We start from the raw sequence: 26455 nt of genomic DNA on the forward strand, positions 1-26455 counted from the left end.
ACAGAAACTATCACAAATGAGTTCAATCGCACTTTAAACCTGCCGCTTTTGCCGTCCGATATTTGACGGGAACAAAAGCTACACCGAACTGTTCTTTTCGACACTTGACAATATGCACTAAATCCGGTTGAAAATTTTGGCGATCGCCCTTCGCATCAAACTCAATAGTTCCGGTTGCTCCTTTGGCGCTAAAATTCGGACTCGCAATAGTTTTCTGCATCCCTTCGCGGCTGGGTTGCGGTTGGCTTTCTATTGCTGTAATTAGCGTCCGAGTTGCATCGTAGGTTAAAGCTGTACGGTGGTTGACGTTTCCTCCCCAAAGCTTTCGAGCATTTTCGGCAAATGTGGGGTTGGGAGCAGCTAAGGGATGCCAAGAGGATGATGTCACCAGTTTCTCAAAAGACTGTAACTGGGAGGCAGTTTCTAAGGTTTTCTGGCTGTAAATTCCCCCGGTTCCCACTACCCAATTGCGATCGCCATTGGCTTTAATAAGTGCCATAGCATTTTTGATTGCATCCGGGACATGACTCGTACTTAAAACCATCGCTGTTTTCTCGCTTCGTTCGACTTCTTGTAATGCTAGTTCAACGTTGAAATTTTTCTTACACACATCGTATTCAGTGATGCTTAAAATAGTTCCTCCTGCTTGTCTAAACTGTTTTCTGAATTCTTCCCACAATGAAGAAGTAGCTTGAATCTCAGGACAGTAGAAACCCGCCGCTTTTTTGGAACCTGCGTTTTCAATCAGATAGTTCTTGAAGTTTTCAGAAGTAATTTGATGTGTAGGGACAGTGCGAAAGAAAAACTTCCGACGTTGTTCTGTTAATTGTTCCGTTGTAGTCCCAGGCGAAATTAAGACTAAGTGATTTTTGTCATAAATATCGACTGCATACACAGTCATCTCGCTCGTATAGTGACCGACCACCCCCAAAATCTCGGTTTGCTTGACGAGTGAAGAAGCCCTAGCTTGTGCCTCTGTTTTGAGGTTGGCATCGTCAGCGATAATGACTCTAATACCCTTGCCATTAAGGGCTTTCCCTGCTAAAAAACCTTGACCGGGAAAGTCGTTATTGCGATCGGAATTAAACAGTCCTAGGTTGACTTCTGTTTGGGCCTGGGCAATGCCGCGCAACATTTCTCTAGCCAAATCAGAATTGACAGTACCTCCTTCGGTGTTGCTGATAGGAACGGCAACTGCCAGGGTGTAGTAATCAGCTTTTTGGGCCTTCAAAAGGGCATTATTCATGTAAATTAAAGTTTCTGGATCTTTGCGTTCTTCTTCGTTCCACGAGTGTTTTAAGAACTTAAAAGCTGATTGATGATTTCCCTTAAAAAAATCCTTTACCCCCCTTTGTTTGAATCGAGAAGCAGATGTTTTGATGAGGATTTCCTCGCCGCAACTCACAGCATCTCCCTGGATTAAAGGACAAGTTTGAGGTGTGAAAATTTTGTGTATTAAAAATGCTGCTAGCCCCAGGAATCCTGCGATCGCGATCGGCAAGCAGACTCTCAATGTATCTTGCCATTGGGGTGGAGGCTTCGGCAGCAGAGGTTGTTTTGAAGCGGGCGCAGGTGAGTGCAACGCTGTTAGGGATTCCCTACGGGATAGCTTCGCTTCACGCAAATCCTGCAACACTTCAGCAGCGGATTGATAGCGATCGTTAAAGTGGTAGCGCACCATCTTATTTAAAACTTTTTTCAGCTTGTCGCTAATTTGTACCATCGGGCGATCGTCAGTTGAGTAGTGCCAGACGAGTTCCCCAGTTTTTTTATCATTAAAAAAGTCTTGAATATCTAAACCTGCGATCGCTTGAATGCCGATGATTCCTGCAGCATAGATATCGCTGTTAAATCTTGGTTGATTTTTCCACTGTTCGGCTGGCATATAACCGTCTGTACCAACCGCGCGAGTTTGAGTTATTTGACCGTTCTCGATCGCCAAAGTGCCGATCGCTTTTACCGCCCCAAAATCAATTAAAACAATTTTGCCGTCAAGTTGGCGCCGGATTAAGTTTGACGGTTTCAGATCGCGGTGAATAATACCTCGATCGTGGACGAAAGCTAAAACTGACAAAATATCTTGCAATAAGTCAATAACTTCTGACTCCTGAAACTGCCTGAGAGATGCGAGTTCTTTGTTGAGCGGATTTCCTTCGATGTATTCTTGAATTAAGTAAAATTTTCCCTGTTCTTGAAAGCGATCGATTAACTTGGGAATCTGCGGACACTTATCGAGATACTTCAGGGTTTTAGCTTCTTTTTCAAATTGGTGCTGTGCTTCCTCCAACAGTCGCGGATCGTTAGATTCAGGAGGCGGAATTTCCTTGACGACGCACAAGGGATTTTCGGGGCTGCCCAAAGCGTCGTTAGCCGTATAGGTTTTAGCAAACCCTCCCTCACCTAATTGAGCGATAATTCGGTAGCGATCGCGCAGAATATCCCCTGGATTCAGACACCTAAACTGTTCCATGCCCTTAACTCGCTGCACTCGTTGGTGTCGAGCGTACCACAAATATGACTTTTATGAACTCAAAGTTATGACTTTTATGAACTCAAAGTTATGAATATATGAATTGACTTTGAGAGTGGCTTATTTTATAATCTTGGCATCTGAGATATTAGGAACCAAATATTTTATGGCTTTACAAACAGATCCATCAGGAGTGCCTCGATTAATTGGTGACAATACATCCGAATACGCTGATTTACTGTTCCAAGATACGGCTGATTTCCCTTCGGGAGTTTGGATGTTGGGAGGTGAGGATACAGTATACGGCGGGATAACTAATGATTTAATATTTGGCAATGACGGAGAAGATTCGCTAATAGGAGATCCTGGCAACGATTCTTTATTTGGGGGAAGAGGGAAAGATGACCTATGGGGAGGCGAGGGAAATGACAGTTTGATCGGTGGTCAAGATGCAGATTGGATTCTCGCTAACGCAGGAGATGATATTTTATGGGGAGGTAGAGGAAATGATATTTTATACAGCGGTAACGGGAATGACACTCTGATTGGAGGCTTGGGTCGAGACTATTTTTCAAATGTGAAAGATGGTGGTTATTCGCCTAAAACCAGTGGAAGTAATTTATACGTCCTGCAACTAGAGTCAGGAGTTACTGATATCAAAAATGCCGATTACTTTAGAGATTTCCGAGTCGGTTTAGATCGGATTGGATTAACAGACGGTTTGACTGTTAACGATGTAGTTTTGGAGAACTTGACAGATGTGTTGCTGTTAGAAGATTTTGATTTTTCAGAAGCTGCGAAACTCACTGTCTCAGAAGATTACTTAATTCCTGTAACTGTTGAGACTTCAGGGACGCTCATCAGAGTCAGGAATTCAGGAGATTTAATAGGTTTTGTTGATAGTGTAACGCCTAGTGAACTCCAAAACAGCATTATCTCAGTTCAGGGATTCTGAGCTTGAGGATGCGTTGCAACACATCCTACAAAAGCCGAATTTGACCGAGCTAAGTTACAGGAAATTGTGGGTTTATTTATCGAAGATTGGGGATAAAATGGGACTAATTATCGATCGCTAGCTGCTGTTTCCAATTTCTCTCCAATCCTCGGTTCAGTACCATTCAGAATACGCTGAATGTTACTCCGATGCCGCACAATTACAAATACGCCACCAGCAATTCCAAACAATACATAAGCCAGCGGCTGATTTAAAACAAACATCAATCCAGCAACGCTAATTGCCCCGATAATCGAACTTAAAGAGACAATTCGCGATACCGCAAATACTATCCCGAAAATTCCGAAAGTTCCCAAACCAACAGGCCAGTACAAACCCAGCAAAACTCCCAAACTCGTAGCCACAGATTTACCGCCGGTAAACCCCAGCCAGATTGATTTGCTGTGCCCCAAAACAGCAGAGAAACCCGCCCAAGTTGCCATCCAAGGGATGACAGTTGCAGTATTTTCTAAACCTGCTGCGGTTGCTAGCTGGCTGGTAAAAGTGAGAGAGTAAATGTAGCGAATTAGGACGATCGCACTTACCCCCTTCAACACATCAACCAGCAACACCCCCAACCCCGGCCCTTTGCCCAAAGTCCTCAGTACGTTAGTCGCACCCGTCGAACCCGAACCAACCTCTCGAATATCAATTCCTAGCATCCATTTCCCCAAGGCGTACCCAGTAGGAATCGATCCCAGCAGATAAGCTGCTATTAGCAATGTGCCATTTAAAATTATCCAGCTAGCCATTTTTTAATTTGAGATTTCGTGTACAGCAGAAGGAAGAAGGAAGAAGGAAGAAGGAAGAAGGAAGAAGAAGGAACAACCAATTCCGGTCAATTTCCCTCTGAGTTTCTTCAGTCCACGCAGGCGGACGAAAGTTTGTATAGCAGCGAATTATATTCGCCCGGACTTGCTCAAAAATCCTTAGCAGTCGTCAAAGTTTGCGGATCGGCAGCAAAGGCTAACCATAGCGGAAATTGCAGGATTGACAAACTAATTAAATCCTCAGTTTCATCAATGACAATTAGTGGCAATTTGCCATCTTTAACCAGTCGATCGGCTTTTTGAGCCAAAGCCTCCGCAGACTCAAACATAATAATTCCCCTTTCCGGGCCAAAATCGCTGCGAGTAATGCCCAAACAGTCCTGCAAACCCCGGCGCCACTCTCCCAAACGTTCGGGACTATTCGCGAGCACCAAAGTCCGCACCCGTCCACCGTAGACGCTTCTGAGTACAGAAATAATTGTCGAAGTAATCAAGATATTTTGCAAGCGCGAACCCATAGTCCGCAAAGCACCCCTTCCTCCTTGAGTGAAAAACCAGTTAGAAACTCGTTCCGCGTGGATGGGTTCAAAAGTGCGGCGGAGTTGCCAAGGCGGGCCGTAGTAGTCGGGGAGAGTTCGATATTGGTCGAGGGTGCGGCGAATTTGTTTGGCTTGTTCTTGAAATCCCTGTTCGGCAAATTTGGGATTTACCGGTGCTGAGGATTGAGACTCTTCAGCAGCAGTTCGCTGTGGTGTCTCTTGCGCCGGTGGCGTCAAATCTAAGAGTTCGGCGGTGGCGGCCAAATCCTGCAAACTGCCTACTAGATAGTCTTTGAAACCCTGGACTCGAATTGCTAAATCTTGGGAAACGCCGGCAAAAGTGGTTCGCATTTCCTTCTGAATTCGATCGCGCCGGCGTTCTAGTTTTTCTACTTCGATTTGTAGCGCTTGTTTGCGCTGATCTAGTTGAATCAAGCCGTCTTGTACCAAACGCCCGATCGAGGCTTGAGCCTGGCCCAACGCTTCTATAGCATTGGCTTTGTCGGCTTCCAAGGCGGCAATTTTTTCAGTCAAAGCTTGTTCTTGCTGCTGCAATTCTTTGACTCTCAGGGCCAACTGTTCGGTAACATTTTCTGGGATGTGCGTTACCGTTTCTTCGCTTGCTGTTGGCTGGGAGTCTCTTGGAGGCTCGATTTGAGCGATCGGACTTTGTGATTCGGCCTCGTCGGTGTTGGGTCCAATTTGGGCGAGTGCGCCTGCTTCGTCCACGAATTGGGCGATTTCGGCATCTTCCTCGTCCAGCGGCGGGTCTGTTTCTGCCGGGAGTTGGGCGGGCAGCTCATTTTCGTCGATCCACAAATCTCGTGTTTGAGATAGAACTTCGTACTCCGTCTCATTCACGGGTAAATCGACTTCGCCGTCACCGCTTGGGGCGGCTGGTTGTGGTTGCGGTTCTTGGGTTGGAGATTCGTCTGAATTCATGGGAAATTTTGTTCGGCGTGGGGCACAGAAAAGTTAAAAATTAAAAATTAACAACTTTTTTAGTCTTGACGGGGACAGCGCTGTTCTAAGCAGGTCTGTAGCATTTTACGATCGAACAGAACCGGCAGAAAGTGAATGCTGTTAATTTCTTTGAAATAGAACAAAATCGGCACAGCGGGCCAAAATATCCGCCAATTTTGCCATTCTCGGTAAGGAAAGCGGCGGATTAAGTTGGACGATCGATAAATGTCCAAATCTGTTGGGGTAAATTGTAGCCGGATGGTGGCGGCTTGGTACATCAGAAACAAGCCGAACAGCGAAAGTGGCAAACAGGCCCACTTCTGCACGAACAGCAGGGGTAGGCCCGCCAGTACCAGGACTAGGGGAATCGCATAACTCGGGGCGAGTTCGATCGTATTTGTGGGCGCAGTCGAAGAGGCTGTTGTAGTCACGGGTTTAAATCAAGGGTAGTAAACTAATGTTGCCAATTATTCATATTTTATCCGTTTCCTAGCTTACAAGCCTTTGAGTACGCTAGAGCCCGTCCCCTGAAACATCAGCCATGTCATCAAAAAGTTAAAAATAAAAATAGCCAGTAAAGCCGTCACCACCGCCGTAGTAGTCGATTGACCGACGCCTTTTGCCCCGCCGGTGGTTGTCAAACCCCAGCTAGTGCCGATTACAGCAATCAAACCACCGAACACAACAGCCTTAATTGCCGCGCTGCAAATATCCCACAGACTCAGGAAATTGCGGACTGATTCTAAAAACACGCTTTGAGAGATGCCGTACATCGTCGTAGCAATCAGCAATCCGCCGAGGATGCCCGTGACGAGACACATGATGGTTAAAATTGGCAGCATCAAGCAGCAAGCCAGGACGCGGGGAATTACCAAATAGTCGATCGGGTCTGTTCTGAGCATCAGCAGGGCATCTATCTGCTCTGTTACCTGCATTGTGCCGATTTCCGCTGCAAAAGCCGAACCTACCCGTCCCGTCACGATTACGGCTGTTAAGACGGGGCCGAGTTCGCGAGTCAAAGACAAAGCCAAAACGCCGCCGACGACATTGCCGGCACCGAGGTTAATAAACTCCCTCGCTACCTGAATAGTAAATACCATGCCGACAAAACCCGCAGTCAGCAAAGCAATCAGCAGAGATTCCGGGCCGACTGCTGCCATTTGGTCGATGGTGTTGCGGCGGTGAATTTTGCCCTTCAGCAAGTGCAGCATGACTTGGCCGCCCAATAAAGCTGCTGCCAGCAACCGCTGACTCCACAAACTGAGGCTGGAAGATGTAGTGGTGCTCAAGGGGGTTTCGAGTATAGAACAACTGCCAAAAATGAAATTTATCTACAAATCTTAAACAAGTTTTTTCTATAACATTTAAGATTTCTGACAGAACTGGCCACTGAGGGCGATCGCTGCCTATCGTAGAAAAGGACAAGTTTTGTTTGCTTGTACCTTTCGGCAGTTTAGCTGAATTTACTGACTCTTATGAGCATTTTTCCCAATTTTCTTCGCTCTGTACTGCTGACCAGCCTGTTGAGCTTTGTCGCCCCCTTATTGTTAATCGGCGGGGGATTGACTAGCTTTTCGCTGATTGGCTTCGTGCCTGCTCTCCAAGGAGTTGGTCGTTCTGGAGAAGACCTGATTTTGCAGTTCTTAGCTACTTTCGGCAGTGGCTGTCCCCTCCAGGGTTTTTTCGTGATCGGCCTAACTTTTAGTTTGGTGGGTGCTTTGTTTGATACCTACGCTTCTTATCAGCATTCGCGGTGGAGTTAATCGAAGCTTCGATTTTAGATTTTAGATGGGAATTCCTCGATCGAATCTAAAATCTAAAATTGCTGGGTTCGGGTTGGATCGGATACCCGTACCTGGGATGATTTTACAATACCGATCGCGAATGTTCGGAAATGCGATCGCTCTTTTTGCGGAAAACCGACTCCCCCAGTTTCGGGCGCTGGAATATATTAAATACAAGTTGAGTCAAGTGTTTCTCAACCCCTAAAAACTTCAGATAGTCGAGGTATTAGTTATGGCACTTATTCGTTGGGAACCTTTGCGGGAAATGGACTCCTTGCAGCGAGAAATGAATCGGTTGTTTGATAGCTTGACACCGGCAACCGATCGCGCATCTAACGGTGTTGCTTTTGTACCCCCCGCCGAACTCGATGAAACTCCCGAAGCGATCCACCTTAAGTTAGAAATTCCGGGCATGGAAGCTAAGGATTTGGACGTACAAGTAACCGCAGAAGCTGTTGCTATTAGTGGCGAACGCCGTCTGGAAACTAAGAGTGAAGATAAAGGCATGACTCGCTCTGAGTTCCGCTACGGTTCGTTCCGCCGGGTGATTCCCCTACCCGCACGGGTTCAAAATGACAGCGTAGAAGCTGAGTACAAAAATGGAGTTTTGCACCTGAATTTGCCCAAAGCGGAAGCAGAAAAGAACCGCGTGGTGAAAGTGCAAATCGGTGGTCAATAATTGTTTGCCAGTTTAGTTAGTTGATTAATAGGGGTCACACTGCGCCCCTATTTTTTTTATTGATTATTGGTCATTGGGAATTTCTGCTTCCTCCCCTTCTCCAACTGTGCTAAACTAGAAAAGGCAATGGTTTGTGAGGATACTCGCGTGCCGAGTCAGGGAGTTGGAGGCAATGGAATTGCATCGGAATTTGGAGACTTAACCGGAATGACTCGTCAAGAAGTCGATGACTTTTTGCGCGGGCTGGGTGCAGAAATCAGAACTACTGGAGGGGGTTATCTTGAATACGAATTTGCCGATCGTTCGCGAGTCAATATCCGTCCTGATGGTGAAGTTGTACGCACCCCAGCTCCCACATACGGTTCAGATGGCAGAAAAATAAACAAAGGTTTGCGTCTTGACAAAGATGGCAGCTTGGTCAAAACACGCGATGAATTTGGCAATAAGATTCCTGGGACGCATAATACAGGAGAAAAAGTGAGTAATTAATATGCCCGATGACTACAACTTGCTTAATTTAGGTGGACTTACATCCCTCATCACAAATGTCAATGTGTCTTTGTGGGGGAATGAAATCTTATTTGAATGTATTTACGATCCTACAGGCGATCGATTGCCTTATAACATAGTATTTCATGACTGCCGAGACATCAGTTGGGAGGTGTTCCATCCTGAAGATGTCAAAGATCCTGAAGCTGATTTGATTGGTTTTCATTTGGGTGAAGACGCGCACCGGAAAGCAGCTTTAATTCATACTGACATTTTTGAAATTTCAATTTTGTACGGCAGTTTTAGCATTCACAAGGGAGAAAAATTAAATTCTGAAGATTTAGAAACAGAGGTTTTGGTATCACAAGCGCAAGCAGTCGTTTAGTAATTTCGATTTGAGCTGTGAGATTTTAGATAAAAGAATTGGGAATGAGTTGATAAACAGAGGTTTTGGTATCACAAGTGTATTGCGTAGCTACCTTGCAAAAGGTAATGTGCTAAACTAGGAAAGGCAATGGTTGGTGAGGAGACTTGTGTGCCGGGTCAGGGAGTTGGAGGAAATGGAATTGCATCGGAATTTGGAGACTTAACCGGGATGACTCGTCAAGAAGTTAATGAGTTTTTGCGCGGATTGGGTGCAGAAATCAGAACTACTAGAGATGGTTATGTTGGATATAAATTTTTTGATAAGTCAACAGTAATGCTCCGTCCTAACGGTGAAGTGATTAGAACGCCTGCACCCAAATATGGCTCAGATGGAAGAAATATCAACAAAGGTTTCCGTCTCGATAGAGATGGTAATTTATTGCGGACGAGAGACGAATTTGGTAATTTAATTCCAGGTACTCACAATACGGGAGAAAAATTAAATGAGTGATTGGAAGGATGACTATAACTTGCTGGGATTGGGTGGTTTTACATCTTTAATCACAAAAATCAACCTATCTTTATGGGGAAACGAAGTATTAATTGAATGCGTCTACAATCCAGAAGAAAGATTGCCTTATATGCTGGTATTCAAAGACTGTCGCGATATCAGTTGGACTGTACACGATGAAGAGGCAGTTGGCGAACTGGAAGCTGAAGTCTTCGGAATTTCTTTGGGGGAGCCGGAACACCGCAAGCCGGCGGTGATTACTACAGACATTTTTGAAATTTCAATTTTGTACGGCAGTTTTAGCATTCACAAGGGAGAAAACCTCAATGCTGAAGTAGCAGATTTAGAAACAGAGGTTTTGGTATCACAAGCGCCAGCAGTCATGTAGCAATTTAAAAGCACCGCGCCGTTAAATTGCCAAGGCGTTAGTAATATTATATCGGGTAAAATAACTATTACAGGACTTACGCACTCCGAATCCTCGAAACTGGGCTTTTGACCTAATCTGCGGGTTTTAAGAAAGTATTTTCGTAAAAAACCAGGTTTCGGAACCCCCATATGTAAGTCCTATATTATTAGGTTTGTAGTGAGGAGTGAAGTCCTAATCAAAAATCTGAGGATTGAAGTCCTCACTACAAAAGAATTACCAATTTTTCAAAAAAGACAGTAGGTATTGTTGCCCGCATCAGTTTACGATACTTAATAGAACTTTTTTCCCAGATGAGGTAAAACAAAATGCCTGATATTGTTGATATTGCCGTAGGTGCGGGTTCGTTCCAAACCCTCGTAACAGCCGTGCAAGTAGCTAATTTAGTAGACGCGCTCAAAAGTCCGGGCCCTTTTACTGTCTTTGCACCCACTGACGATGCTTTTGCGAAATTGCCGCCGGGAACTATCACAACCCTAGTGCAGAACGTTCCCCAACTGACGAGGATTTTGATGTTTCACGTCGTATCGGGGAAGTTTATGAAAGCTGATTTGGCAAAACTCGGTTTTGTTACTTCCTTGGAAGGTTCGCCGATTAAAATTGATTGTTCTGACGGCTTTGAGGTGAAAAATGCTACAGTTGTCGCTGCGGATATCGAAGCAGACAATGGCGTCATCCACGTCATCGATAATGTGATTTTAATGGGATAATTTCGCCGTCTAATCTCGCTGCGGGAGCCAAGCAGATCCTTTGCGGTGCCGCTTTGCTCCCGATCGCACGCTTTTTTTATCGGTTGAAGGTAATTTCAATATAAAACCGTTGTCTTTTCGTCGGATATATTTTAAAATGATTGTTTACAAAAATTTGAAAATCAATAATTATTATAATATAAGCAAACCAGTGTGGTGAGCACTATGCAAATCCTAGCCGCCAGCCTCAAAGCAAAAGTCCGCCAGCGTACCTTGGAACTGCAAGTTCTCAATGAACTTACTGCAAAAGTTCAAGCCGCTCTCAGTGCTGATGAAATTTGGTCTGCGTGTCTGGCATATCTCGATCGCCTGATTGCTGGCGCGGCGATCGCAATTTTGACGCCACCGGACGATCGACTATACCTGCAACACTTACAGCCCTTAACTGCTAGCGCCAAAGCAGAAATTGAAGGGCGCTTGCAGGCAGCTCGCGCTGAATGGCTCGCTGGCAATCGGGACTGGGCGCACAACATCGCTCCGCCACCAATTGCTGAGTTTCAGTCGGTCTTGATGGCACCAGCCAACCCGGATGAAAGTGAAGAATTGTTGGGAGTATTTTTCATTGGTGCAGAGCAGGCAACTGCTTTTAATTTGGAACACCTTTGTTTGCTCCACACAGTCGCTCAAATTTGTGCCAAACAGTTAAATATTTTAGCAGTTAAAACGAGCCGGGTCAAGGATAAACTTCAAAATAATTTTGCTCTGGATTCGGAAAGTCAAGAACTATTGTTGCGGGCTGTAATCGACGAGGCCCCGGACAGAGTTTTTGCGAAAGATAGAAATTTTAGATACATTTTTGTCAATCAAAGTTTTGCTGAATATTTGGGGGAAAATGTTGAGGAAATTATCGGCAAAGATGATATTGAATTAGGGTTTTCAGCCGAATTAGTATTTGGCGATCGCAACGGCCAAATTAGGGGCATCCGCGAGGAAGATCGAGCTGTGCTGGCGGGGGAGAAGGTTCGCAATCCCTACCAGGCGATCGTCTTTGAAGGTGGCAAACAGCACATCTTTGACACGCAAAAAGTGCCACTGTGCGATGCAGAGGGTAATATATTTGGGGTTTTAGGTTTTTCTAGAGAGATTGGTCAATTGCAGGCCACAGATGAAGCCAGGAATCAAAGCCAAGCCAAACTGCAAAAAATTACTGCTAGCGTACCCGGTACGGTATATCAAATTGATTTGAATCCAGACGGCTCGATGGCCTTCTCGTTTGTGAGCGCGGGCTGCCGAGAATTGTATGAAATAGAACCAGAGGCTGCTCAGCAGAATTTTAATGTAATTGTTGACATGATTCATTCCGAAGATCGAGATGATTTTCTCAACTCGGTGACGCTTTCTGCTGAAAATTTGCAGCCTTGGCGGTGGGAAGGAAGAATTGTCACTCCGTCGGGAAAACTTAAATGGGTGCAAGGAGCTTCCCAGCCAGAATTCCAACCATCGGGAGAGATAGTTTACTACGGCTTGTTCACGGATATTAGCGCCCGGAAACAAGCTGAACTGAAGCTGCAACTTTATCAACAAATCTTTTTGAAATCCAACGATGCGATCGCGATCTTAGACGCCCAAGGCTATTACTTAGAAACAAATCAAGCTCACACGGCTTTGCTGGGTTACAGTACATCGAAATTGTGGGGGAAAACCCCGGCAAATCACATGGGAGAACAGGTATTTGCCTCGGTAATGCAAAGCTTGGCAGAAACAGGGAGTTATCGAGGCGAAATGACCTGTATTAAGGCTGTGGAAGAAGGAACAGTTGAGGTGGAGGTTTCGGCTTTTGCGGTTTTAAATGATGCTGGGGATGTAGTTTGCTACGTAAATGTCAAAAGGGACATCAGCGAACGTAAGCGAGCTGAGGAAAAATTAAAACTTTACCGAGAAATATTTTTAAATTCCAACGATGCGATCGTCATTATTGATGCTGACGGGTTTTTCCTCGAACAAAATCTTGCTCACCAAACGCTTCTAGGATACACAGACGCGGAATTAGATGCAGAAGCTTCGCCGCTGGTTGCGGGGGAGCGCTTTTCGGCAATTGCTCAAAGTTTAGCGAAAACTGGAAGTTTTCGGGGCGAAATTACTAACTGCACTAAAAAAGGCCAGACGCTGGCGATCGACGTTGCGGCATACTCTGTGATTAACAACGCCAATGATGTAATTTGTCACGTCTGCGTCAAGCGCGACATTACCGAACGGAAAAAAGGAGAAGAAGAACGGCAAAAATTTGTGTCGCTGATTGAAAACAGCAGCGATTTTATCGGTATGGCTACTCTAAAAGGCCAAACGCTGTTTGTCAACGAAGCCGGACGAAAACTGGTGGGTGTAGAGAATCTTTCGGCAGTGCTTTATACGGAGATCTGGGATTATATTGGGCCCTATTTTCAAGAGAAATTCAGTCAAGAGATTTTACCAACAATTATCAGTCATGGCCAGTGGCAAGGAGAAGGTCAAATGCAGCACCTGGCCACCGGACAACCCATTGATGTTGCGATGAATGCTTTTCTGGTCAAGCACCCTCAAACCACCGAACCGCTGTGCTTTGCTGCGGTAATTCGCGATGTCACCGAACGCAAGCAAGCTGAGAGAATGCTGCAGGAACAAGCAGAACAAGAACGGCTAGTTTCGGCGATCGCCCAGCGAGTCCGGCAGTCTCTCAACCTCACTCAAACTCTGAGCACTGCTGTACAAGAAGTGCGGCAGTTGCTGGCAACTGACCGCACGGTAATTTATCGTTTTGATTCCGAGGAAACAGCGATTGTGGTTGTGGAATCTGTAGGGGATGATTGGATGCCCCTGCTGGGAAGAAAAGTTCAAAGAACCTCCTTTGGGGAAAGTTATGTATGGCTGTACAGTGCAGAAACAATTCAAGCAATGGCAGATATTTATACTGCCAATTTGAGCGAGGAACACCGAGATTTACTTGCTAGTTTGCAGGTAAGGGCTAATGTAGTTGTACCAATTTTTATAGGCGATGAAAGTCAGGGTTTGGCAGCCGAATATTCGCCGGAAACTCGAAGTGAACTGCCGGGAAGAAGTTTGGAAACGAGCCAAAATCGGTTGTGGGGATTGCTGATTGCCCATCAGTGCAGCGCTCCGCGTGTTTGGACTGATTCTGAGATGGATTTGCTGGGAAGGTTGAGCGTGCAGTTGGCGATCGCCATTCAGCAATCTACTCTTTTTGAACAAGCGCAGCAGGCCCGAGAAGCAGCCCTAGAAGCGTCTCGAATGAAGTCGCTATTTTTAGCAAATATGAGTCACGAAATCCGTACTCCGATGAATGGAGTGATGGGGATGACTGATTTGCTGCTGAAAACGAATCTTACTCCCGAACAGATTGACTTTGTGCAGACGCTGAAACTCAGCGGCCAAAATTTACTCTCCATTATTAACGATATTCTGGATCTCTCCAAACTGGAAGCAGGAGAAATGCGGTTAGAAACAATCGAATTTAACCTCAGCATCTGTGTGAATGAAGTGCTGGATTTGTTGGCAACTCCCGCGCAAGAAAAAGGTATAGAAGTGGTGGCACTGATTGACAGCGACGTGCCGCTGCAAATTAAAGGTGATGCAGCGCGGTTGCGGCAAATACTCACTAATTTGATCAACAATGCTATTAAGTTTACAGAAGCAGGAGAAGTGGTAATTGAGGTTGCTAATGCTAGTAATCCTGGGGTGTTGGCAGCTAGCGAGAATCAGAAAATTTTAGAGAATATCGAACCGTTAAAAACAGTAGAAAACAATGACTCGATGCTCCTGCTGTTTAAAGTGACAGATACAGGAATTGGGATTGCTTCCGAAGACAAAAAAAAGCTGTTTCAATCTTTTACTCAAGTTGATGCCTCTACGACACGAAAATACGGTGGCACAGGTTTGGGGCTGGCTATTTCTAAGGAGTTGGTGGAGTTAATGGGTGGCCAAATCGGTGTGGAAAGTACCCCTGGCCAAGGCTCGACTTTTTGGTTTACTGTGCCGACAGTTACGGATAATTTAACTGCTGTCGGCACAGCGTGCGAAGTTAATTTTGAAACGGTGCTGGCGGGGCGAAAAATGTTAGTTGCTAGCGACAAGCCGACAGTGCGAAAAGTGCTAGTGAGAATGGCTGTTTTGTGGGGAATGGAAGTTGAGGAGGTGGAAAACGGTTGGATGACGATCGCATCTCTGTACAAAGCTGTCAGCCTTAATTCCCCTTACGATATCGTTTTGGTTGATATTCAGTTGCCGGAAATGGTGGCGGGAAGTCTCGAACGCTTGAGGATTTCTGAGCCGGCAATGCAGCAGACAAAGTGGGTGGTGCTGACTTCAATGACTCAGCTTGCAGAGGCGAAACGCTTGGTAGATAGCGGTTTTAGCGGGTATTTAACTAAACCTGTGAAAGCTCACCGACTATTTGATTGCTTGGCAAATGCGATCGCCCCAATGACGCTGATTGATGAGTCGCAGGCAAATCCAACGTCCAATCGAGCCTCAGCTATTGAAAACCGGGAGTTAGGAAGTTTAAAGATTTTGTTAGTTGAAGATACTCCAATAAATCAAAAAGTTGGTCTCAATCAACTCAGAGTTTTGGGATGCACTGCGGATGTCGCGAATAACGGCGCAGAGGCGCTATCTATGGTTGCTCTGAAAAAGTATGACATTGTGTTGATGGACTGTCAGATGCCGGTTTTGGACGGTTACGAAGCAACGCGGGAATTGCGTCGCCGGGAAGCGACAAATGCTGCGGCTGGTTCGATGGAGCCGCATCAAAAGACGGTGGTGATTGCGATGACGGCGAATGCTTTGAAGGGCGATCGGGAAAAGTGTTTGGCGGCGGGCATGGATGATTATATTAGCAAACCTATTGCGATCGAAAAGTTAAAATCGGTACTAGCAAATTGGTCGGCCAAGCTAAAAATTGAAACTCCCAAGTTTAATGGGGAGGAACTTCAAAATTCTGAGCCAGATATCGAATCGGTAGTCGATATGGCACGTTTGCACGAAATTTCGGGCGCTGATTTAGAGTTTGAGCGGGAAATACTGCAAGCTTTTGTGGTGGATACTGGTAGTTATTTAGAAGCTGCTAAGGAGGCGATCGCCTCGGGAGATATGGAGGCACTGGCGCGTCACGCTCATCAAATTAAAGGTGTCAGTGCTACGGCGGCGGTGCGGTTAATGCCCGATATGGCAGATCAGCTTCAAAGTCTGGCCGAATCTAAGGATTTGGAGGGGGCTACAAAAATCATCGCTGAATTAGAAATAATTCTGGCGGGGGTTCAAAAGTTTGTGGCTACTGAGTAGTCAATCAATTTTCTTTTGAACCGGGCTATCGGGCCCGAGCGCGCACGGCTCTTGGCAGCCCCCGCAAGCGATCGCGTGTAAAGATTGTTAATCTTTTATCAAGATATTTATCCCAATGTGAAGGAATTGGCAACTCTTATAACATCTTGTGTGTTGTAACTTGTGACACTACTGTATTAAGTTATTGTGGTCAAATATAAAATAATCATTAAGCCGATGGTTATGAGGGTGCTTTTCGTCTATCGGCTTGAAACACCAAGACCACCTTTTCGCTATGCCCGCCCATTAAGTGCGTATTTACGCTCAACGAGGTTTTATGACTCCAGTCATGTTACGCCAACTCTGGTCATTAATTGAGACCACCCAAGCTACTCTGCTAGTCAATTTAGACGATGCCACACTGGTACAGTGGCTGCTGAAGCAGTTAAAGAGCAACTCTGCGCTCAATGGCAAAGAAGCAGATTTGTTGGACGAATACATCCAGTCTCGGCTGTGCCTAATCCGCGATTTAGCTGAGCAGCGGCTCGCACCATAGCTATTGTGAGTGGATTCAATCAAAATCGGATAAATATTCCAGGGAACGGCGATGATCGCTCGCGCTGGGCAGAAATAGCAGAAAAGAAACCGGGTTTCAGGGATAAATTTTAGGTTTGACGACCAGCCCTCCAGCCAGAAACCGGGTTTCTAACTTTGGACTCCCAGCTTGCTCAAAAAAAACAGGCGGGTAGTCGGTGCACTTGCCGCAGTGCAGCACCGGATGCAGAACGGCTAATTTGAAACCGGAGGCTGTGTAGATCGCCGATCGCCACAGTTCTGACAGCTACAAGGTAGGATTGTCAGGAAAGCGTTCTATTAAAATCTATGCGTAAATGGGGATTTCTGCTGCTAGCAAGTGTGTTATTTGTGGCACCGTTGGCATCTTGTAGGGATCGATCGGCACAAACCGGACAAACAACAGCAACAAATGCAGCAGGCGGCAACTCGCAACAAGGTTCCAGCCGGATAGATACAATTGTCAGCCGCGGCAAACTGATTTGTGGCATCAGCGGCGAACTGCCGGGTTTTAGCTTTGTAGACGAAACAGGCAAATATTCGGGACTGGATGTGGATGTGTGCAGGGCTGTCGCGGCGGCAATATTTGACGATCCCGAAAAAGTCGAGTACCGAAAACTCAACGCTAAAGATAGATTTACAGTTTTGCAGGCGGGAGAAATCGACATTCTCAGCCGAAATACTACCTACACCGCGAGTCGCGACAGCACTACCGGACTGGAATTTGCCCCGGTGATCTTTTATGATTCTCAAAGCATCATGGTCAAAAAAGACAGCGGCATCAAAAGTTTAAAAGATTTTGCGGGCAAATCTATATGCGTGCAGACGGGTACGAGTACCGAACAAAATTTGTCCGACCAAATGCGAAAAATAGGAGTTAAATACACTCCTGTCGTGTTTGAAGATGTGAATTCTACCTTTGCTACCTATCAAGAAGGTCGCTGTCAAGGTGTTACTGCCGATCGATCGCAACTTGTTTCTAAGCGCACAACTCTGCCGAATTCGGAGAATAATGTTGTTTTGCCGATCGTGATGTCAAAAGAACCGTTAGCCCCAGCAGTAAAAAGCGGCGATCCTAAATGGTCGGACGCGGTGAAATGGATTATTTTTGCGACGATTGAAGCTGAAGATTTGGGAATTAATTCAGGAAATGTAGACAAAATTGTGGCAAGCACTACTGACCCGAACGTCAAACGTTTGCTAGGAACAGAAGGAGATTTAGGTAAAGGTTTGGGACTCCCGAACGACTACGCCGTCCGCGTTGTGAAGAAAGTCGGAAATTATGGGGAAATGTACGATCGCAACCTCGGCCCCAAAAGTACACTTAAGTTAGAACGGGGCCAAAACAGACTCTGGAAAGATGGCGGTTTGCTTTACTCGCCGCCGTTCCGTTAATTTTAGTTAACAGTTGACTGTTAACAGTTGACTGTTGACTGTTAACTGTTGACAGTTGACCGTTGACTGTTAACAGTTAACCAACAAGATACTTTAGAGAGCAAGGTACTCCGCGCTTAGCCGACTTTTAAGGTGCTTGTTAGGCGCACCCTACAAGATATTTTAGGCAGGCTAAAGTTAGGTATAGTGTGCTCTACATTAAACAGTTATGAACCCAGAACCTCAACCGGGCAAATCACAGAAATTGCCCAAATCTAAAGATCTATCAAAACTCCTGCGGGACGATCGCTTCTGGAAAATAGCCGGACAGGCGAGCGCCCTAATTTTAGTAATAGTTGTTATCGCTATTCTCGGGGACAATCTGGGCGCCAATTACTCGCAACTGGGGATTGCATTTGGATTTGATTTTCTCAATTCCCAAGCATCCTTTGACATCGGCGAAAGCGTGATTCCCTACAGTCCCGAAAACAGTTACAGGCAAGCTTATTTTGTCGGTTTAATCAACTCGCTGCGGGTGATGGGTCTCGGCATTATTTTCGCAACAGTTGCGGGTTTGACGGTAGGAATTGCGCGCCTTTCCGACAATTGGCTGCTGCGAAGTTTGGCTGGTTTGTACGTAGAAATTTTGCGAAATACGCCGTTATTGCTGCAATTATTTTTCTGGTATTTTGCAGTTTTCATTTCCCTGCCAAAACTCGAAGACAATCAGCAGATGAGGGGGCCGATTTACTTGACAAATCGCGGCATTGCTGTACCTTGGCCTGTGGCTTTGCCGGGTTTTGAGATTTGGGTGATTTTGCTAACTGTCGGAGTTTTGGCGGCGGCGGGGCTGTGGATGTGGCGGGCGCGGGTGATGTTGGAAGAAGCTAAGCCGGGAAGACAGTTGTTTTGGGCTCTAGGTGCGATCGGGCTGAGTGCAATCTTAGCTTTGATTATTACCAAAAATCTGCCTTTTCGTCTAGATGTTCCCCGCCTGACACCAGCATTGCAACTCGAAGGAGGATTAAAATTAACTCCAGAATTTGCAGCCCTGGTGACAGGACTCAGCTTGTATACTGGCAGTTACATTGCAGAAATTGTCCGGGCCGGAATTCAGTCAGTATCGAAAGGTCAGTGGGAAGCGGGAAAGTCTTTGGGGCTGAAGTCGGGAACAATGATGCGGATGGTAATTTTGCCGCAAGCTTTGCGGGTGATTGTGCCGCCTTTAACCAGTCAGTATCTGAATTTAGCTAAGAATTCGAGTTTAGCGGTTGCGGTTGCTTATCCCGACGTTTACTTTGTGGTGGGCTCTCCGACGTTAAATCAGACCGGAAGGGCGATCGAAGCAATGTTAATTATCATGGTAACATATCTAACAATTAGTTTGATAGTTTCTCTGTTCATGAATTGGTACAATAAAACTGTACAAATCAAGGAAAGGTAAAGAGTTAATGTTGGAAATTTTACAACGGCGGTCAAAGGAAATAGAAAAATGGCGTACAGTGATTTTAGTTTAGAGGGCGCAGTCAAAACATTTGAATTAAAGTATTCGGAAGTCGCCGATTTGTTTGGCAAAGAACCAAACTTAGAATGCAGCCAACTACTAGCCGAAACTCTCAAGCGCAGTGTACCGTTAGGTCTGGCAAGTAACACCCAGAAATCCCGCGCTGAAATGATTACAGCACCAATTTTAATTGAACTTAGAGAACAATTACAAAATCGAATTAGCTTATTTTCCGGTATTGACTTTAATGTTGACTCCGAAAGAGGCTTAGACGGTAGTTGCGATTTTCTAATTGGCAATTCATCAGGACTTTTGTTAGTTGTTGCACCAGTCATTATAATTGTAGAAGCAAAACCGGAAAATCTCAATAGTGAATTGGGACAGTGCGTCGCAGAAATGTTGGCAGCCAGGATATTTAATGAGCGCCAAGGAAACGAAATCCCGCCAATTTATGGCGCTGTCACTAGCGGAACTATCTGGAATTTTCTCCGATTAAAAAATCAAGTAATTGAAATAGATTTGACCGAGTATTACCTCACCGAGGTTAATAAAATTTTAGGTATTTTAGCCAGTGCAATTAATAATTAATAATTAATAACCAACAAATAAAATGGAAACAATACCTGTATTACCGCCCCCAGCCACCGAATCGCCTACCCCTTGGAATTGGGCGCGTAAAAATTTATTTAGTACCTGGTACAACAGCATTCTGACATTAGTTTGCCTAATTATCGCCTTCCAAACTATTAAAGGAATTCTCGTTTGGGCAACAACAAAAGCTCAATGGCGCGTATTAGAAGCCAACTTGCCGCTATTTTTCGTCGGCAGATTTCCCAGCGAATCCTACTGGCGGCTGTGGATAGTAACGGCGATAATTGCCTTGTTGGGAGGATTAACTTGGGGAAACATTCAGCGGCAAGAACGTCTTTGGAATCCGCCTTTACTAATTATACTCGGTGCTGCGGTTGTGGGTGCGGTCATTTCGCCGATCGACCTAACCTCTCGCCTCTACCTCTTAGGAATTATTATCGCAGCCGCCGCCAGCTATGTCATCGGAAGGCAAATTAACCCAAAAATCATGGGCTGGATGCCTGCAATTTGGGTTCTTTCCTTCCCAATAGTTTTGTGGCTAATTAAAGGCGGGTTAGGTTTGACCGAAGTGTCAACAAATGATTGGGGCGGTTTAGTGCTGACGCTGTTTTTAGCAGTTATTAGTATTGTGCTTTCCTTTCCTTTGGGAGTATTGCTAGCACTCGGCAGACAAAGTTCTTTGCCAGTTGTGAAATTATTATCAACATTATACATTGAAATTATTCGCGGTTTACCCTTAATTGGCATTTTGTTTTTAGGTCAAGTGATGCTGCAACTCTTCTTGCCGCCCGAATATCCGAAATTGGATAGAGTGATTAGAGCCATTGCTGGATTAACCTTATTTAGTGCAGCATACTTGGCAGAAAACGTGCGCGGTGGCTTGCAGGCCGTGCCCAGGGGACAAATAGAAGCAGCTAGGTCGATCGGGCTAAATACACCCCTACTCACAATTCTCATTGTACTGCCTCAAGCATTGCGAATAGTCATTCCTGCGATCGGCGGTCAATTCATCGGATTATTTATGGATACATCCCTGCTATCTCTATTCGGAATGTTAGAATTAATCGGAATATCCCGTGCAGTTTTAGCTAATCCATCTTATATCGGCAGATACGCCGAAGTTTACATATTCGTCGGCATCATTTATTGGATATTTTGCTACTCAATGTCCCTAGCCAGCCGCAAAATAGAGCGAACTTTAGGCGTAGGTCAAAGGTAAAAAAAATCTGCGTTCATCTGCGTTCATCAGCGGTTTAAAAACAAAAAATATGGAAACTAAACCCACAATCCCAGAACAAGTAATCATAGCAGAAAACGTCCACAAATGGTACGGACAATTTCACGTACTGCGAGGTGTCAGCATGACCGTAAACCGGGGCGAAGTAGTTGTCGTGATGGGGCCATCGGGTTCGGGAAAATCGACGTTTATTCGCACATTCAACGCATTAGAAGAATACCAACAAGGTAAAATTACGATCGACGGAATCGAACTTTCCCATGACTTACGCAATATCGAGACAATTCGTCGCGAAGTAGGAATGGTGTTTCAGCAATTCAACCTGTTTCCTCACTTATCAGTTTTGCAAAACGTCATGCTAGCGCCGGTGTGGGTGCGTCGCTGGTCCAAGAAAAAAGCTGAAGAAGTGGCGATGCAACTGTTAGAAAGAGTGGGAATATTGGAACAAGCAAAAAAATATCCCGGACAGTTGTCAGGGGGGCAGCAGCAGCGGGTCGCTATTGCACGTTCTCTGGCCATGCAGCCTAAAATTATGCTGTTTGATGAACCGACATCAGCATTAGACCCGGAGATGGTGCGGGAAGTTTTAGATGTAATGCGAAATTTGGCTCAAACGGGAATTACAATGGTAGTGGTGACTCACGAAGTCGGGTTTGCGCGCGAAGTTGCCGATCGCATTGTATTGATGGATAGTGGCGTTTTAGTGGAAGAAGCCCAACCAGAAGAGTTTTTTCAGAACCCGAAGGAAGAACGCACCCGCAAGTTTTTATCTCAGATATTGTAACTGATTTTCCAGTTTAATAGGTGGGTTTGGCGACGGTAGCAGCAGTCCAAATCGGCACAATTAAGGTAAAATAAAAGAGTGTACAATCAGTCTCTATTTTGCTGAGATAGCTTGCAATGCCATCCACAAAAACTCTGCCGTTAGTTAAAGACTCGGAACGCCTAGAAAGTCGCCTCAAAGAAATTCCGGCGGTTCCTGGTGTATATTTAATGCGAGACGAGAGCGATCGCATCCTTTACATCGGCAAATCCAAAAAACTCCGAAACCGCGTCCGTTCCTACTTCCGCGAAAGCCAAAATCTCAGTCCCCGCATCGCGATGATGGTACAGCAAGTGCGCGAAATTGAATTCATCGCCACCGACACAGAAGCGGAAGCTTTGGCCTTAGAAGCAAATCTGGTAAAACAGCACCAACCTTACTTTAATGTCCTCCTCAAAGATGATAAGAAATATCCTTATTTGTGCATAACTTGGTCGGAAGAATACCCCCGCATTTTTATCACCCGCAAACGCCGCGCAGGAAGTGCAAAAGACCGCTATTACGGCCCTTACGTCGATACAGGGGCGCTGAGGAGTACGCTGCATTTAATTAAGCGAATTTTCCCCCTGCGGCAGCGCCCTCAACCGCTGTTTAAAGACCGTCCCTGTTTGAACTACGACATCGGGCGCTGCGTTGGCGTTTGTCAAGGTTTAACTTCGCCTGAAGAATATCGAAAAATCATCCAAAAAGTAGCGATGATTTTCCAGGGAAGGACTCAGGAATTGCTCGATATCCTGGAGCCGCAAATGCAACAAGCTGCCGAAGATTTAAACTTTGAAACTGCGGCGCGCCTTCGCGATCAAATTAAGGGTTTGGAGTCTTTGAGTGCGGGTCAAAAAGTGTCTTTGCCCGACGATACGGTTTCCAGAGATGCGATCGCACTTGCGGCAGATAGTCAGCACGCTTGCGTTCAATTGTTCCAAATTCGCGCCGGTCAATTGGTCGGAAGATTGGGATTTATGGCGGAAATACCCCCCCAACCCCCCGTTGCCAAGGAGGGGCAAGAGTTATCTCAACTTTCTATTTCCTCCCCCCCAAGCCTTGGGGGAGAACGAGGGGGGGTAGAGGCCGGAGCGATTTTGCAGCGGGTGTTGGAAGAACACTATCAAAATGTCGAATCCGTAGAAATTCCCAGCGAAATTTCTGTGCAGTACGAATTGCCAGAAGCGGAAATATTAGCAGATTGGTTAAGCAACCGTAAGGGGCGAAAAGTTACGATTTTGACGCCGCAGCGGCAAACTAAGGCTGAGTTGATTGAGATGGTGGAACGCAATGCTGAGTATGAATTGGCGAGAATGCAAAGATTGAGCGATCGCAATTCTCAAGCAATGGAAGATTTAGCAGAAATCCTCGATTTGCCTGAAGTTCCTCGCCGCATTGAAGGTTACGATATTTCTCACATTCAAGGTTCTGACGCCGTAGCTTCCCGCGTCGTATTTATTGACGGTTTGCCCGCTAATCAACACTACCGCCATTACAAAATTAAAAATCCTGAAATTAAATCGGGTCATTCTGATGATTTTGCTAGTTTAGCAGAAGTTATCGGTCGCCGATTCCGAGGATTGAAGGAAGAAGCAAGTTCGGCAACGGATTTTATAACGGATTTAACGGATAGAACGAATAAGGAAGAAGAATTTAGCGATTTAGGAAATTCGGAAAAAATCAGCAATTTATCCTCAGTTTCTCGTACTATCTCCGACAAACCCGACTTAATTATGATAGATGGCGGCAAAGGTCAACTGTCAGCAGTTGTGGCTGTTTTGCGGGAGATGAATTTGCTAGAAGAGTTGCGCGTTGTCAGTTTGGCAAAGCAGCGAGAGGAGATATTTTTGCCGGGGGAATCTTTGCCACTGTCAACTAATTCTGAGCAGCCTGGAGTACAATTATTGCGCCGGGTGCGGGATGAGGCGCACAGGTTTGCTGTGAGTTTTCACCGCGATCGAAGAAGCGAGAGAATGAAGCGATCGCGCCTTGATGAAATTCCCGGATTGGGACACCACCGACAAAAACAATTGTTAGCACATTTTCGGTCGATCGACTACCTCCGTTTAGCGACTCCCGAACAGTTGGCAGAAGTTTCTGGGATTGGCCCGCGTCTGGCGCAGCAAATTTACGATTATTTCCATCCGTAAAGCCTTACCCAGCATCGGAGACGGGGATTGTAGGCGCGATCGGGTCGCAAGTCCCGATTCAGCCAGCGGGAGGGAGGTATTCAAAAATTTTGCACAGGCCTATTGCAATTCCCAGAGACGTGTGGTATGTTTAGTTTCTGTGCGCGGGCATAGTTTAGTGGTAAAACTTTAGCCTTCCAAGCTAACTATGCGGGTTCGATTCCCGCTGCCCGCTTACGCCTACAAAAACCTCAAACCAACTAGAAATCAACGGTTTGAGGTTTTTTATTGCTGCTTTTTGCGCTTTGTGACAACTCAAGTTGACTAGAAATTGACTAGAAATTGGATACAAAATGACTACGATTTGACTACGGAACGACCAAACTGAGTATCAAATGACTACCCCATCGCCCTTTGTGGAGACAATTTGGAGACGAATGAATACAAATTGAATACAAAGCATAACTGTATTCAGTTTGAGCCGTTTAGCTTTGCAAGTATCTCTCAAAACGCCTCCACCTCTCACCTTGTGGTGAGCTGGGTACAAGAATAATGGGTTAACATAGAGTGCCCTAATTTGACAAGCTTGCCGAGCGCACTCAGCTTGAGTTATGACTGATTCGGAGTCGCATCAGTCACAAGGAGAACCCGTGAAATATTTTTCAGTAGTAATGTATTTGCTACGGGAACGGCAACAGTTTCTCGAAGAAATTCGCCAAGGTGTCAAGCTCAAATCTAAAATTTTCGGTTTGTTGATTTCTAGTACCGTATTTTTTGGCATTTACGGAGCAATATTAGGTGCCTCTAGTACGTGGATGCAATGTCTGGTTTCAGCAATTAAGTTGCCAGCACTTTACTTGCTGACGCTGATTATCTGCTTTCCCACACTGTACTTTTTTAATGTCATGTTTGGTTCAAAACGAACTTTTGAGCAGTATTTGACATTGTTGATGACAGCGATGGCGATGATTAGCGTTTTGCTGTTTGGATTTGCACCTGTTAGTTTGTTTTTCCTCATAAGCAGTACCAATTACAATTTTTATCTGTTGCTGAATGTTGCTATAATGGCAATTACAGGATTTTTGGGAGTAAGTTTCATTTATCAAGGAATGCACTTTCTGTCCGAACAAGATGCCGAAGGCAAAGATATCAGACTAAATATTTTGCGCTTTTGGTTGGGACTCTATGCGTTTGTTGGTACTCAGTTGGGATGGACGCTGAGACCGTTTTTTGGGTCGCCGGGAATGGCTTTTCAACTGTTCCGAGACCGAGAAAGCAATTTTTATATGAGTCTGTGGCAATCAATTATGTCTCTGGGAGGATCGTAATTAATCCCTATTTAAGGAGCTTTTAAAGAGTGATACAAGCGGATTTGGAACAGTTAAAAATTCCTGAGAAGGAGTTGGAGGATTTGAGCGGAATAGCTTTGAGCGACGGTTTTGCAGCGGATTTTTACCGACCTGCTGCACTCCGGGAGGGCAAAAAGCTGTTTTCTCTTTTGGTGAATGAGTTGCTGATATTTTGCGTGACATTAGTTGTTTCGCTGCCTGTTGCTTTACTGGCTAATAAACATAATGTTGGTTTATTTAGCGATTCAGACATATTTGTCCGTGTTTTACAACTAACTTTGGGTTGGTCGCTGGCGATTACTGTTGCTTGGAATGTCTATAAATGGGTTAAGGCAAAACCTCTGGCAACGCTAGCGGGTCTGCTGGATGAAGTTGAGAAGTATCATGAGGTGATTCAGGCTTTAGATATTATCGATCGCCTAACGGATGCTGGCAATTTACAAGCCAATTTAATTAACCGAGGAGATGCAATTGAAGCATTAACAATTACTAGAGAAAGTTTAGTATGTGCTTTGAAAACAGAGAGAATTCTCAGGGAAAATCAGCAATTTATCGGTCGCCGTTACGAGCTATTTGCTAATATTGAAAGTAATTTGGCTGCTTTGATGGCGGTGGATGTGAGCGATCGGGCGACTGAATACGGGCGATTGCTAAATGAGGCTTTGGAAATTGGAATGAGCGTGCACAAAGAGGTAAGAAAGTTGCAAAATGGGCGTTAGAGTTGCTGGAGATTTCCTGGTTTGTAGTAAAAGTAGTAACTGAGATATTGCACCATGCTCAAGAACGGGCAGGATGCCTGTTCCACAAAAATTTAATTTTCTTGTGGGGAGTAGGGGTTGGGCATCCTGCCCGCCTCTGAAAGGCTTATTGAAAATGGTGCAATATAGAAGTTAATACAA

Annotated in this window: 24 protein-coding genes and 1 tRNA gene; 20 read left to right on the forward strand and 5 right to left on the reverse strand. The window is 45.3% G+C overall.

The features are described from left to right. Positions 1 to 22 precede the first annotated feature (22 nt). Positions 23 to 2470, reverse strand: coding sequence for a bifunctional serine/threonine-protein kinase/ABC transporter substrate-binding protein (locus QUB37_RS02975; RefSeq protein ID WP_333158947.1), 2448 nt, complete (start codon positions 2468 to 2470; stop codon positions 23 to 25). Positions 2471 to 2636: 166 nt separating this feature from the next. On the opposite strand from QUB37_RS02975, the gene QUB37_RS02980 reads away from it, so the two are divergent. Then, complete coding sequence (locus QUB37_RS02980) at positions 2637 to 3425, forward strand: calcium-binding protein (RefSeq protein ID WP_333158949.1); 789 nt, start codon at positions 2637 to 2639, stop codon at positions 3423 to 3425. A 107-nt stretch (positions 3426 to 3532) separates the two neighbouring features. Here QUB37_RS02980 and plsY read toward each other — a convergent pair whose 3' ends face one another. From plsY to QUB37_RS03000, 4 genes are all read right to left on the reverse strand, one after another. Then, complete coding sequence (gene plsY / locus QUB37_RS02985; RefSeq protein WP_333158951.1) at positions 3533 to 4216, reverse strand: glycerol-3-phosphate 1-O-acyltransferase PlsY; 684 nt, start codon at positions 4214 to 4216, stop codon at positions 3533 to 3535. A 167-nt stretch (positions 4217 to 4383) separates the two neighbouring features. Continuing rightward, positions 4384 to 5715 (reverse strand): DUF3086 domain-containing protein, encoded by a 1332-nt coding sequence (locus tag QUB37_RS02990; protein WP_333158953.1) that lies wholly within the window; start codon positions 5713 to 5715, stop codon positions 4384 to 4386. Positions 5716 to 5774: 59 nt separating this feature from the next. Beyond that, positions 5775 to 6167, reverse strand: a complete 393-nt coding sequence (locus QUB37_RS02995) for a DUF3119 family protein (RefSeq protein WP_333158955.1) — start codon at positions 6165 to 6167, stop codon at positions 5775 to 5777. A gap of 63 nt (positions 6168 to 6230) precedes the next feature. After that, a complete protein-coding gene (locus tag QUB37_RS03000; RefSeq protein WP_333158956.1) occupies positions 6231 to 7025 on the reverse strand; it encodes an MlaE family lipid ABC transporter permease subunit in 795 nt (264 codons plus the stop codon). Positions 7026 to 7211: 186 nt separating this feature from the next. Here QUB37_RS03000 and QUB37_RS03005 point away from each other — a divergent pair, with 186 nt between their 5' ends. The 19 genes from QUB37_RS03005 to QUB37_RS03095 all read left to right on the forward strand — a co-directional run bounded on the left by QUB37_RS03005 (position 7212) and on the right by QUB37_RS03095 (position 26275). Further along, on the forward strand, positions 7212 to 7499 hold the full coding sequence (locus QUB37_RS03005) for a hypothetical protein (RefSeq protein ID WP_333158958.1): 288 nt from the start codon (positions 7212 to 7214) through the stop codon (positions 7497 to 7499). Positions 7500 to 7596: 97 nt separating this feature from the next. Further along, entirely contained in the window at positions 7597 to 7725 is a 129-nt protein-coding gene (locus tag QUB37_RS03010) for a hypothetical protein (RefSeq protein ID WP_333158960.1), read from the forward strand. A gap of 27 nt (positions 7726 to 7752) precedes the next feature. After that, a complete protein-coding gene (locus QUB37_RS03015; protein ID WP_333158962.1) occupies positions 7753 to 8199 on the forward strand; it encodes an Hsp20/alpha crystallin family protein in 447 nt (148 codons plus the stop codon). A gap of 126 nt (positions 8200 to 8325) precedes the next feature. Continuing rightward, a complete protein-coding gene (locus tag QUB37_RS03020) occupies positions 8326 to 8688 on the forward strand; it encodes a hypothetical protein (RefSeq protein ID WP_333158965.1) in 363 nt (120 codons plus the stop codon). Position 8689: 1 nt separating this feature from the next. Next, positions 8690 to 9073 carry a hypothetical protein gene (locus QUB37_RS03025; RefSeq protein WP_333158967.1) on the forward strand — a complete coding sequence of 128 codons (384 nt, stop codon included), beginning with the start codon at positions 8690 to 8692 and terminating at the stop codon, positions 9071 to 9073. Positions 9074 to 9202: 129 nt separating this feature from the next. Next, a complete protein-coding gene (locus QUB37_RS03030; protein WP_333158969.1) occupies positions 9203 to 9565 on the forward strand; it encodes a hypothetical protein in 363 nt (120 codons plus the stop codon). Further along, on the forward strand, positions 9558 to 9953 hold the full coding sequence (locus QUB37_RS03035; protein ID WP_333158971.1) for a hypothetical protein: 396 nt from the start codon (positions 9558 to 9560) through the stop codon (positions 9951 to 9953). The genes QUB37_RS03030 and QUB37_RS03035 overlap by 8 nt, the downstream gene beginning before the upstream one ends. A gap of 347 nt (positions 9954 to 10300) precedes the next feature. Beyond that, positions 10301 to 10702 carry a fasciclin domain-containing protein gene (locus QUB37_RS03040; RefSeq protein ID WP_006634220.1) on the forward strand — a complete coding sequence of 134 codons (402 nt, stop codon included), beginning with the start codon at positions 10301 to 10303 and terminating at the stop codon, positions 10700 to 10702. 204 nt (positions 10703 to 10906) lie between these two features. Continuing rightward, a complete protein-coding gene (locus tag QUB37_RS03045) occupies positions 10907 to 16015 on the forward strand; it encodes a PAS domain S-box protein (RefSeq protein ID WP_333159315.1) in 5109 nt (1702 codons plus the stop codon). Between the two features lie 316 nt (positions 16016 to 16331). After that, positions 16332 to 16550, forward strand: a complete 219-nt coding sequence (locus QUB37_RS03050) for a hypothetical protein (RefSeq protein ID WP_333158973.1) — start codon at positions 16332 to 16334, stop codon at positions 16548 to 16550. Positions 16551 to 16876: 326 nt separating this feature from the next. After that, positions 16877 to 17962 carry an amino acid ABC transporter substrate-binding protein gene (locus QUB37_RS03055; RefSeq protein WP_333158975.1) on the forward strand — a complete coding sequence of 362 codons (1086 nt, stop codon included), beginning with the start codon at positions 16877 to 16879 and terminating at the stop codon, positions 17960 to 17962. Between the two features lie 208 nt (positions 17963 to 18170). Continuing rightward, the gene (locus QUB37_RS03060; protein WP_333158976.1) at positions 18171 to 19385 is read left to right on the forward strand and encodes an ABC transporter permease subunit; all 1215 of its coding nucleotides are present in this window, start codon (positions 18171 to 18173) and stop codon (positions 19383 to 19385) included. 48 nt (positions 19386 to 19433) lie between these two features. Further along, positions 19434 to 20033 carry a hypothetical protein gene (locus tag QUB37_RS03065; protein ID WP_333158979.1) on the forward strand — a complete coding sequence of 200 codons (600 nt, stop codon included), beginning with the start codon at positions 19434 to 19436 and terminating at the stop codon, positions 20031 to 20033. 22 nt (positions 20034 to 20055) lie between these two features. Continuing rightward, positions 20056 to 21255 (forward strand): amino acid ABC transporter permease, encoded by a 1200-nt coding sequence (locus QUB37_RS03070; protein ID WP_333158981.1) that lies wholly within the window; start codon positions 20056 to 20058, stop codon positions 21253 to 21255. A 49-nt stretch (positions 21256 to 21304) separates the two neighbouring features. Next, positions 21305 to 22057: an amino acid ABC transporter ATP-binding protein gene (locus QUB37_RS03075; RefSeq protein WP_333158983.1), complete on the forward strand. Its 753-nt coding sequence runs from the start codon at positions 21305 to 21307 to the stop codon at positions 22055 to 22057. A gap of 116 nt (positions 22058 to 22173) precedes the next feature. Further along, the gene (uvrC, locus tag QUB37_RS03080; protein WP_333158985.1) at positions 22174 to 24228 is read left to right on the forward strand and encodes an excinuclease ABC subunit UvrC; all 2055 of its coding nucleotides are present in this window, start codon (positions 22174 to 22176) and stop codon (positions 24226 to 24228) included. 143 nt (positions 24229 to 24371) lie between these two features. Further along, positions 24372 to 24442: transfer RNA gene (locus tag QUB37_RS03085), tRNA-Gly, on the forward strand. A gap of 415 nt (positions 24443 to 24857) precedes the next feature. Further along, on the forward strand, positions 24858 to 25535 hold the full coding sequence (locus QUB37_RS03090; RefSeq protein ID WP_333158987.1) for an actin-binding WH2 domain-containing protein: 678 nt from the start codon (positions 24858 to 24860) through the stop codon (positions 25533 to 25535). A 29-nt stretch (positions 25536 to 25564) separates the two neighbouring features. Beyond that, positions 25565 to 26275: a hypothetical protein gene (locus tag QUB37_RS03095; protein ID WP_333158989.1), complete on the forward strand. Its 711-nt coding sequence runs from the start codon at positions 25565 to 25567 to the stop codon at positions 26273 to 26275. The last annotated feature ends 180 nt before the right edge of the window (positions 26276 to 26455 follow it).

The sequence above is a fragment of the Microcoleus sp. AT3-A2 genome (assembly GCF_036705685.1).
GTDB lineage: Bacteria > Cyanobacteriota > Cyanobacteriia > Cyanobacteriales > Microcoleaceae > Microcoleus.

Bases quoted from the DNA above. Each gene is read 5' to 3' on its own strand.
- QUB37_RS03040 (WP_006634220.1), top strand. From the start codon at position 10,301: ATGCCTGATATTGTTGATATTGCCGTAGGTGCGGGTTCGTTCCAAACC.
- QUB37_RS03035 (WP_333158971.1), top strand. From the start codon at position 9,558: ATGAGTGATTGGAAGGATGACTATAACTTGCTGGGATTGGGTGGTTTT.
- QUB37_RS03020 (WP_333158965.1), top strand. From the start codon at position 8,326: ATGGTTTGTGAGGATACTCGCGTGCCGAGTCAGGGAGTTGGAGGCAAT.
- QUB37_RS02975 (WP_333158947.1), bottom strand. From the start codon at position 2,470: ATGGAACAGTTTAGGTGTCTGAATCCAGGGGATATTCTGCGCGATCGC.
- QUB37_RS03055 (WP_333158975.1), top strand. From the start codon at position 16,877: ATGCGTAAATGGGGATTTCTGCTGCTAGCAAGTGTGTTATTTGTGGCA.
- QUB37_RS03050 (WP_333158973.1), top strand. From the start codon at position 16,332: ATGACTCCAGTCATGTTACGCCAACTCTGGTCATTAATTGAGACCACC.
- plsY (WP_333158951.1), bottom strand. From the start codon at position 4,216: ATGGCTAGCTGGATAATTTTAAATGGCACATTGCTAATAGCAGCTTAT.
- QUB37_RS03065 (WP_333158979.1), top strand. From the start codon at position 19,434: ATGGCGTACAGTGATTTTAGTTTAGAGGGCGCAGTCAAAACATTTGAA.
- QUB37_RS02990 (WP_333158953.1), bottom strand. From the start codon at position 5,715: ATGAATTCAGACGAATCTCCAACCCAAGAACCGCAACCACAACCAGCC.
- QUB37_RS02980 (WP_333158949.1), top strand. From the start codon at position 2,637: ATGGCTTTACAAACAGATCCATCAGGAGTGCCTCGATTAATTGGTGAC.
- QUB37_RS03025 (WP_333158967.1), top strand. From the start codon at position 8,690: ATGCCCGATGACTACAACTTGCTTAATTTAGGTGGACTTACATCCCTC.
- QUB37_RS03010 (WP_333158960.1), top strand. From the start codon at position 7,597: ATGATTTTACAATACCGATCGCGAATGTTCGGAAATGCGATCGCTCTT.
- QUB37_RS03005 (WP_333158958.1), top strand. From the start codon at position 7,212: ATGAGCATTTTTCCCAATTTTCTTCGCTCTGTACTGCTGACCAGCCTG.
- QUB37_RS03045 (WP_333159315.1), top strand. From the start codon at position 10,907: ATGCAAATCCTAGCCGCCAGCCTCAAAGCAAAAGTCCGCCAGCGTACC.
- QUB37_RS03060 (WP_333158976.1), top strand. From the start codon at position 18,171: ATGAACCCAGAACCTCAACCGGGCAAATCACAGAAATTGCCCAAATCT.
- uvrC (WP_333158985.1), top strand. From the start codon at position 22,174: ATGCCATCCACAAAAACTCTGCCGTTAGTTAAAGACTCGGAACGCCTA.
- QUB37_RS03015 (WP_333158962.1), top strand. From the start codon at position 7,753: ATGGCACTTATTCGTTGGGAACCTTTGCGGGAAATGGACTCCTTGCAG.
- QUB37_RS03030 (WP_333158969.1), top strand. From the start codon at position 9,203: ATGGTTGGTGAGGAGACTTGTGTGCCGGGTCAGGGAGTTGGAGGAAAT.
- QUB37_RS03070 (WP_333158981.1), top strand. From the start codon at position 20,056: ATGGAAACAATACCTGTATTACCGCCCCCAGCCACCGAATCGCCTACC.
- QUB37_RS03075 (WP_333158983.1), top strand. From the start codon at position 21,305: ATGGAAACTAAACCCACAATCCCAGAACAAGTAATCATAGCAGAAAAC.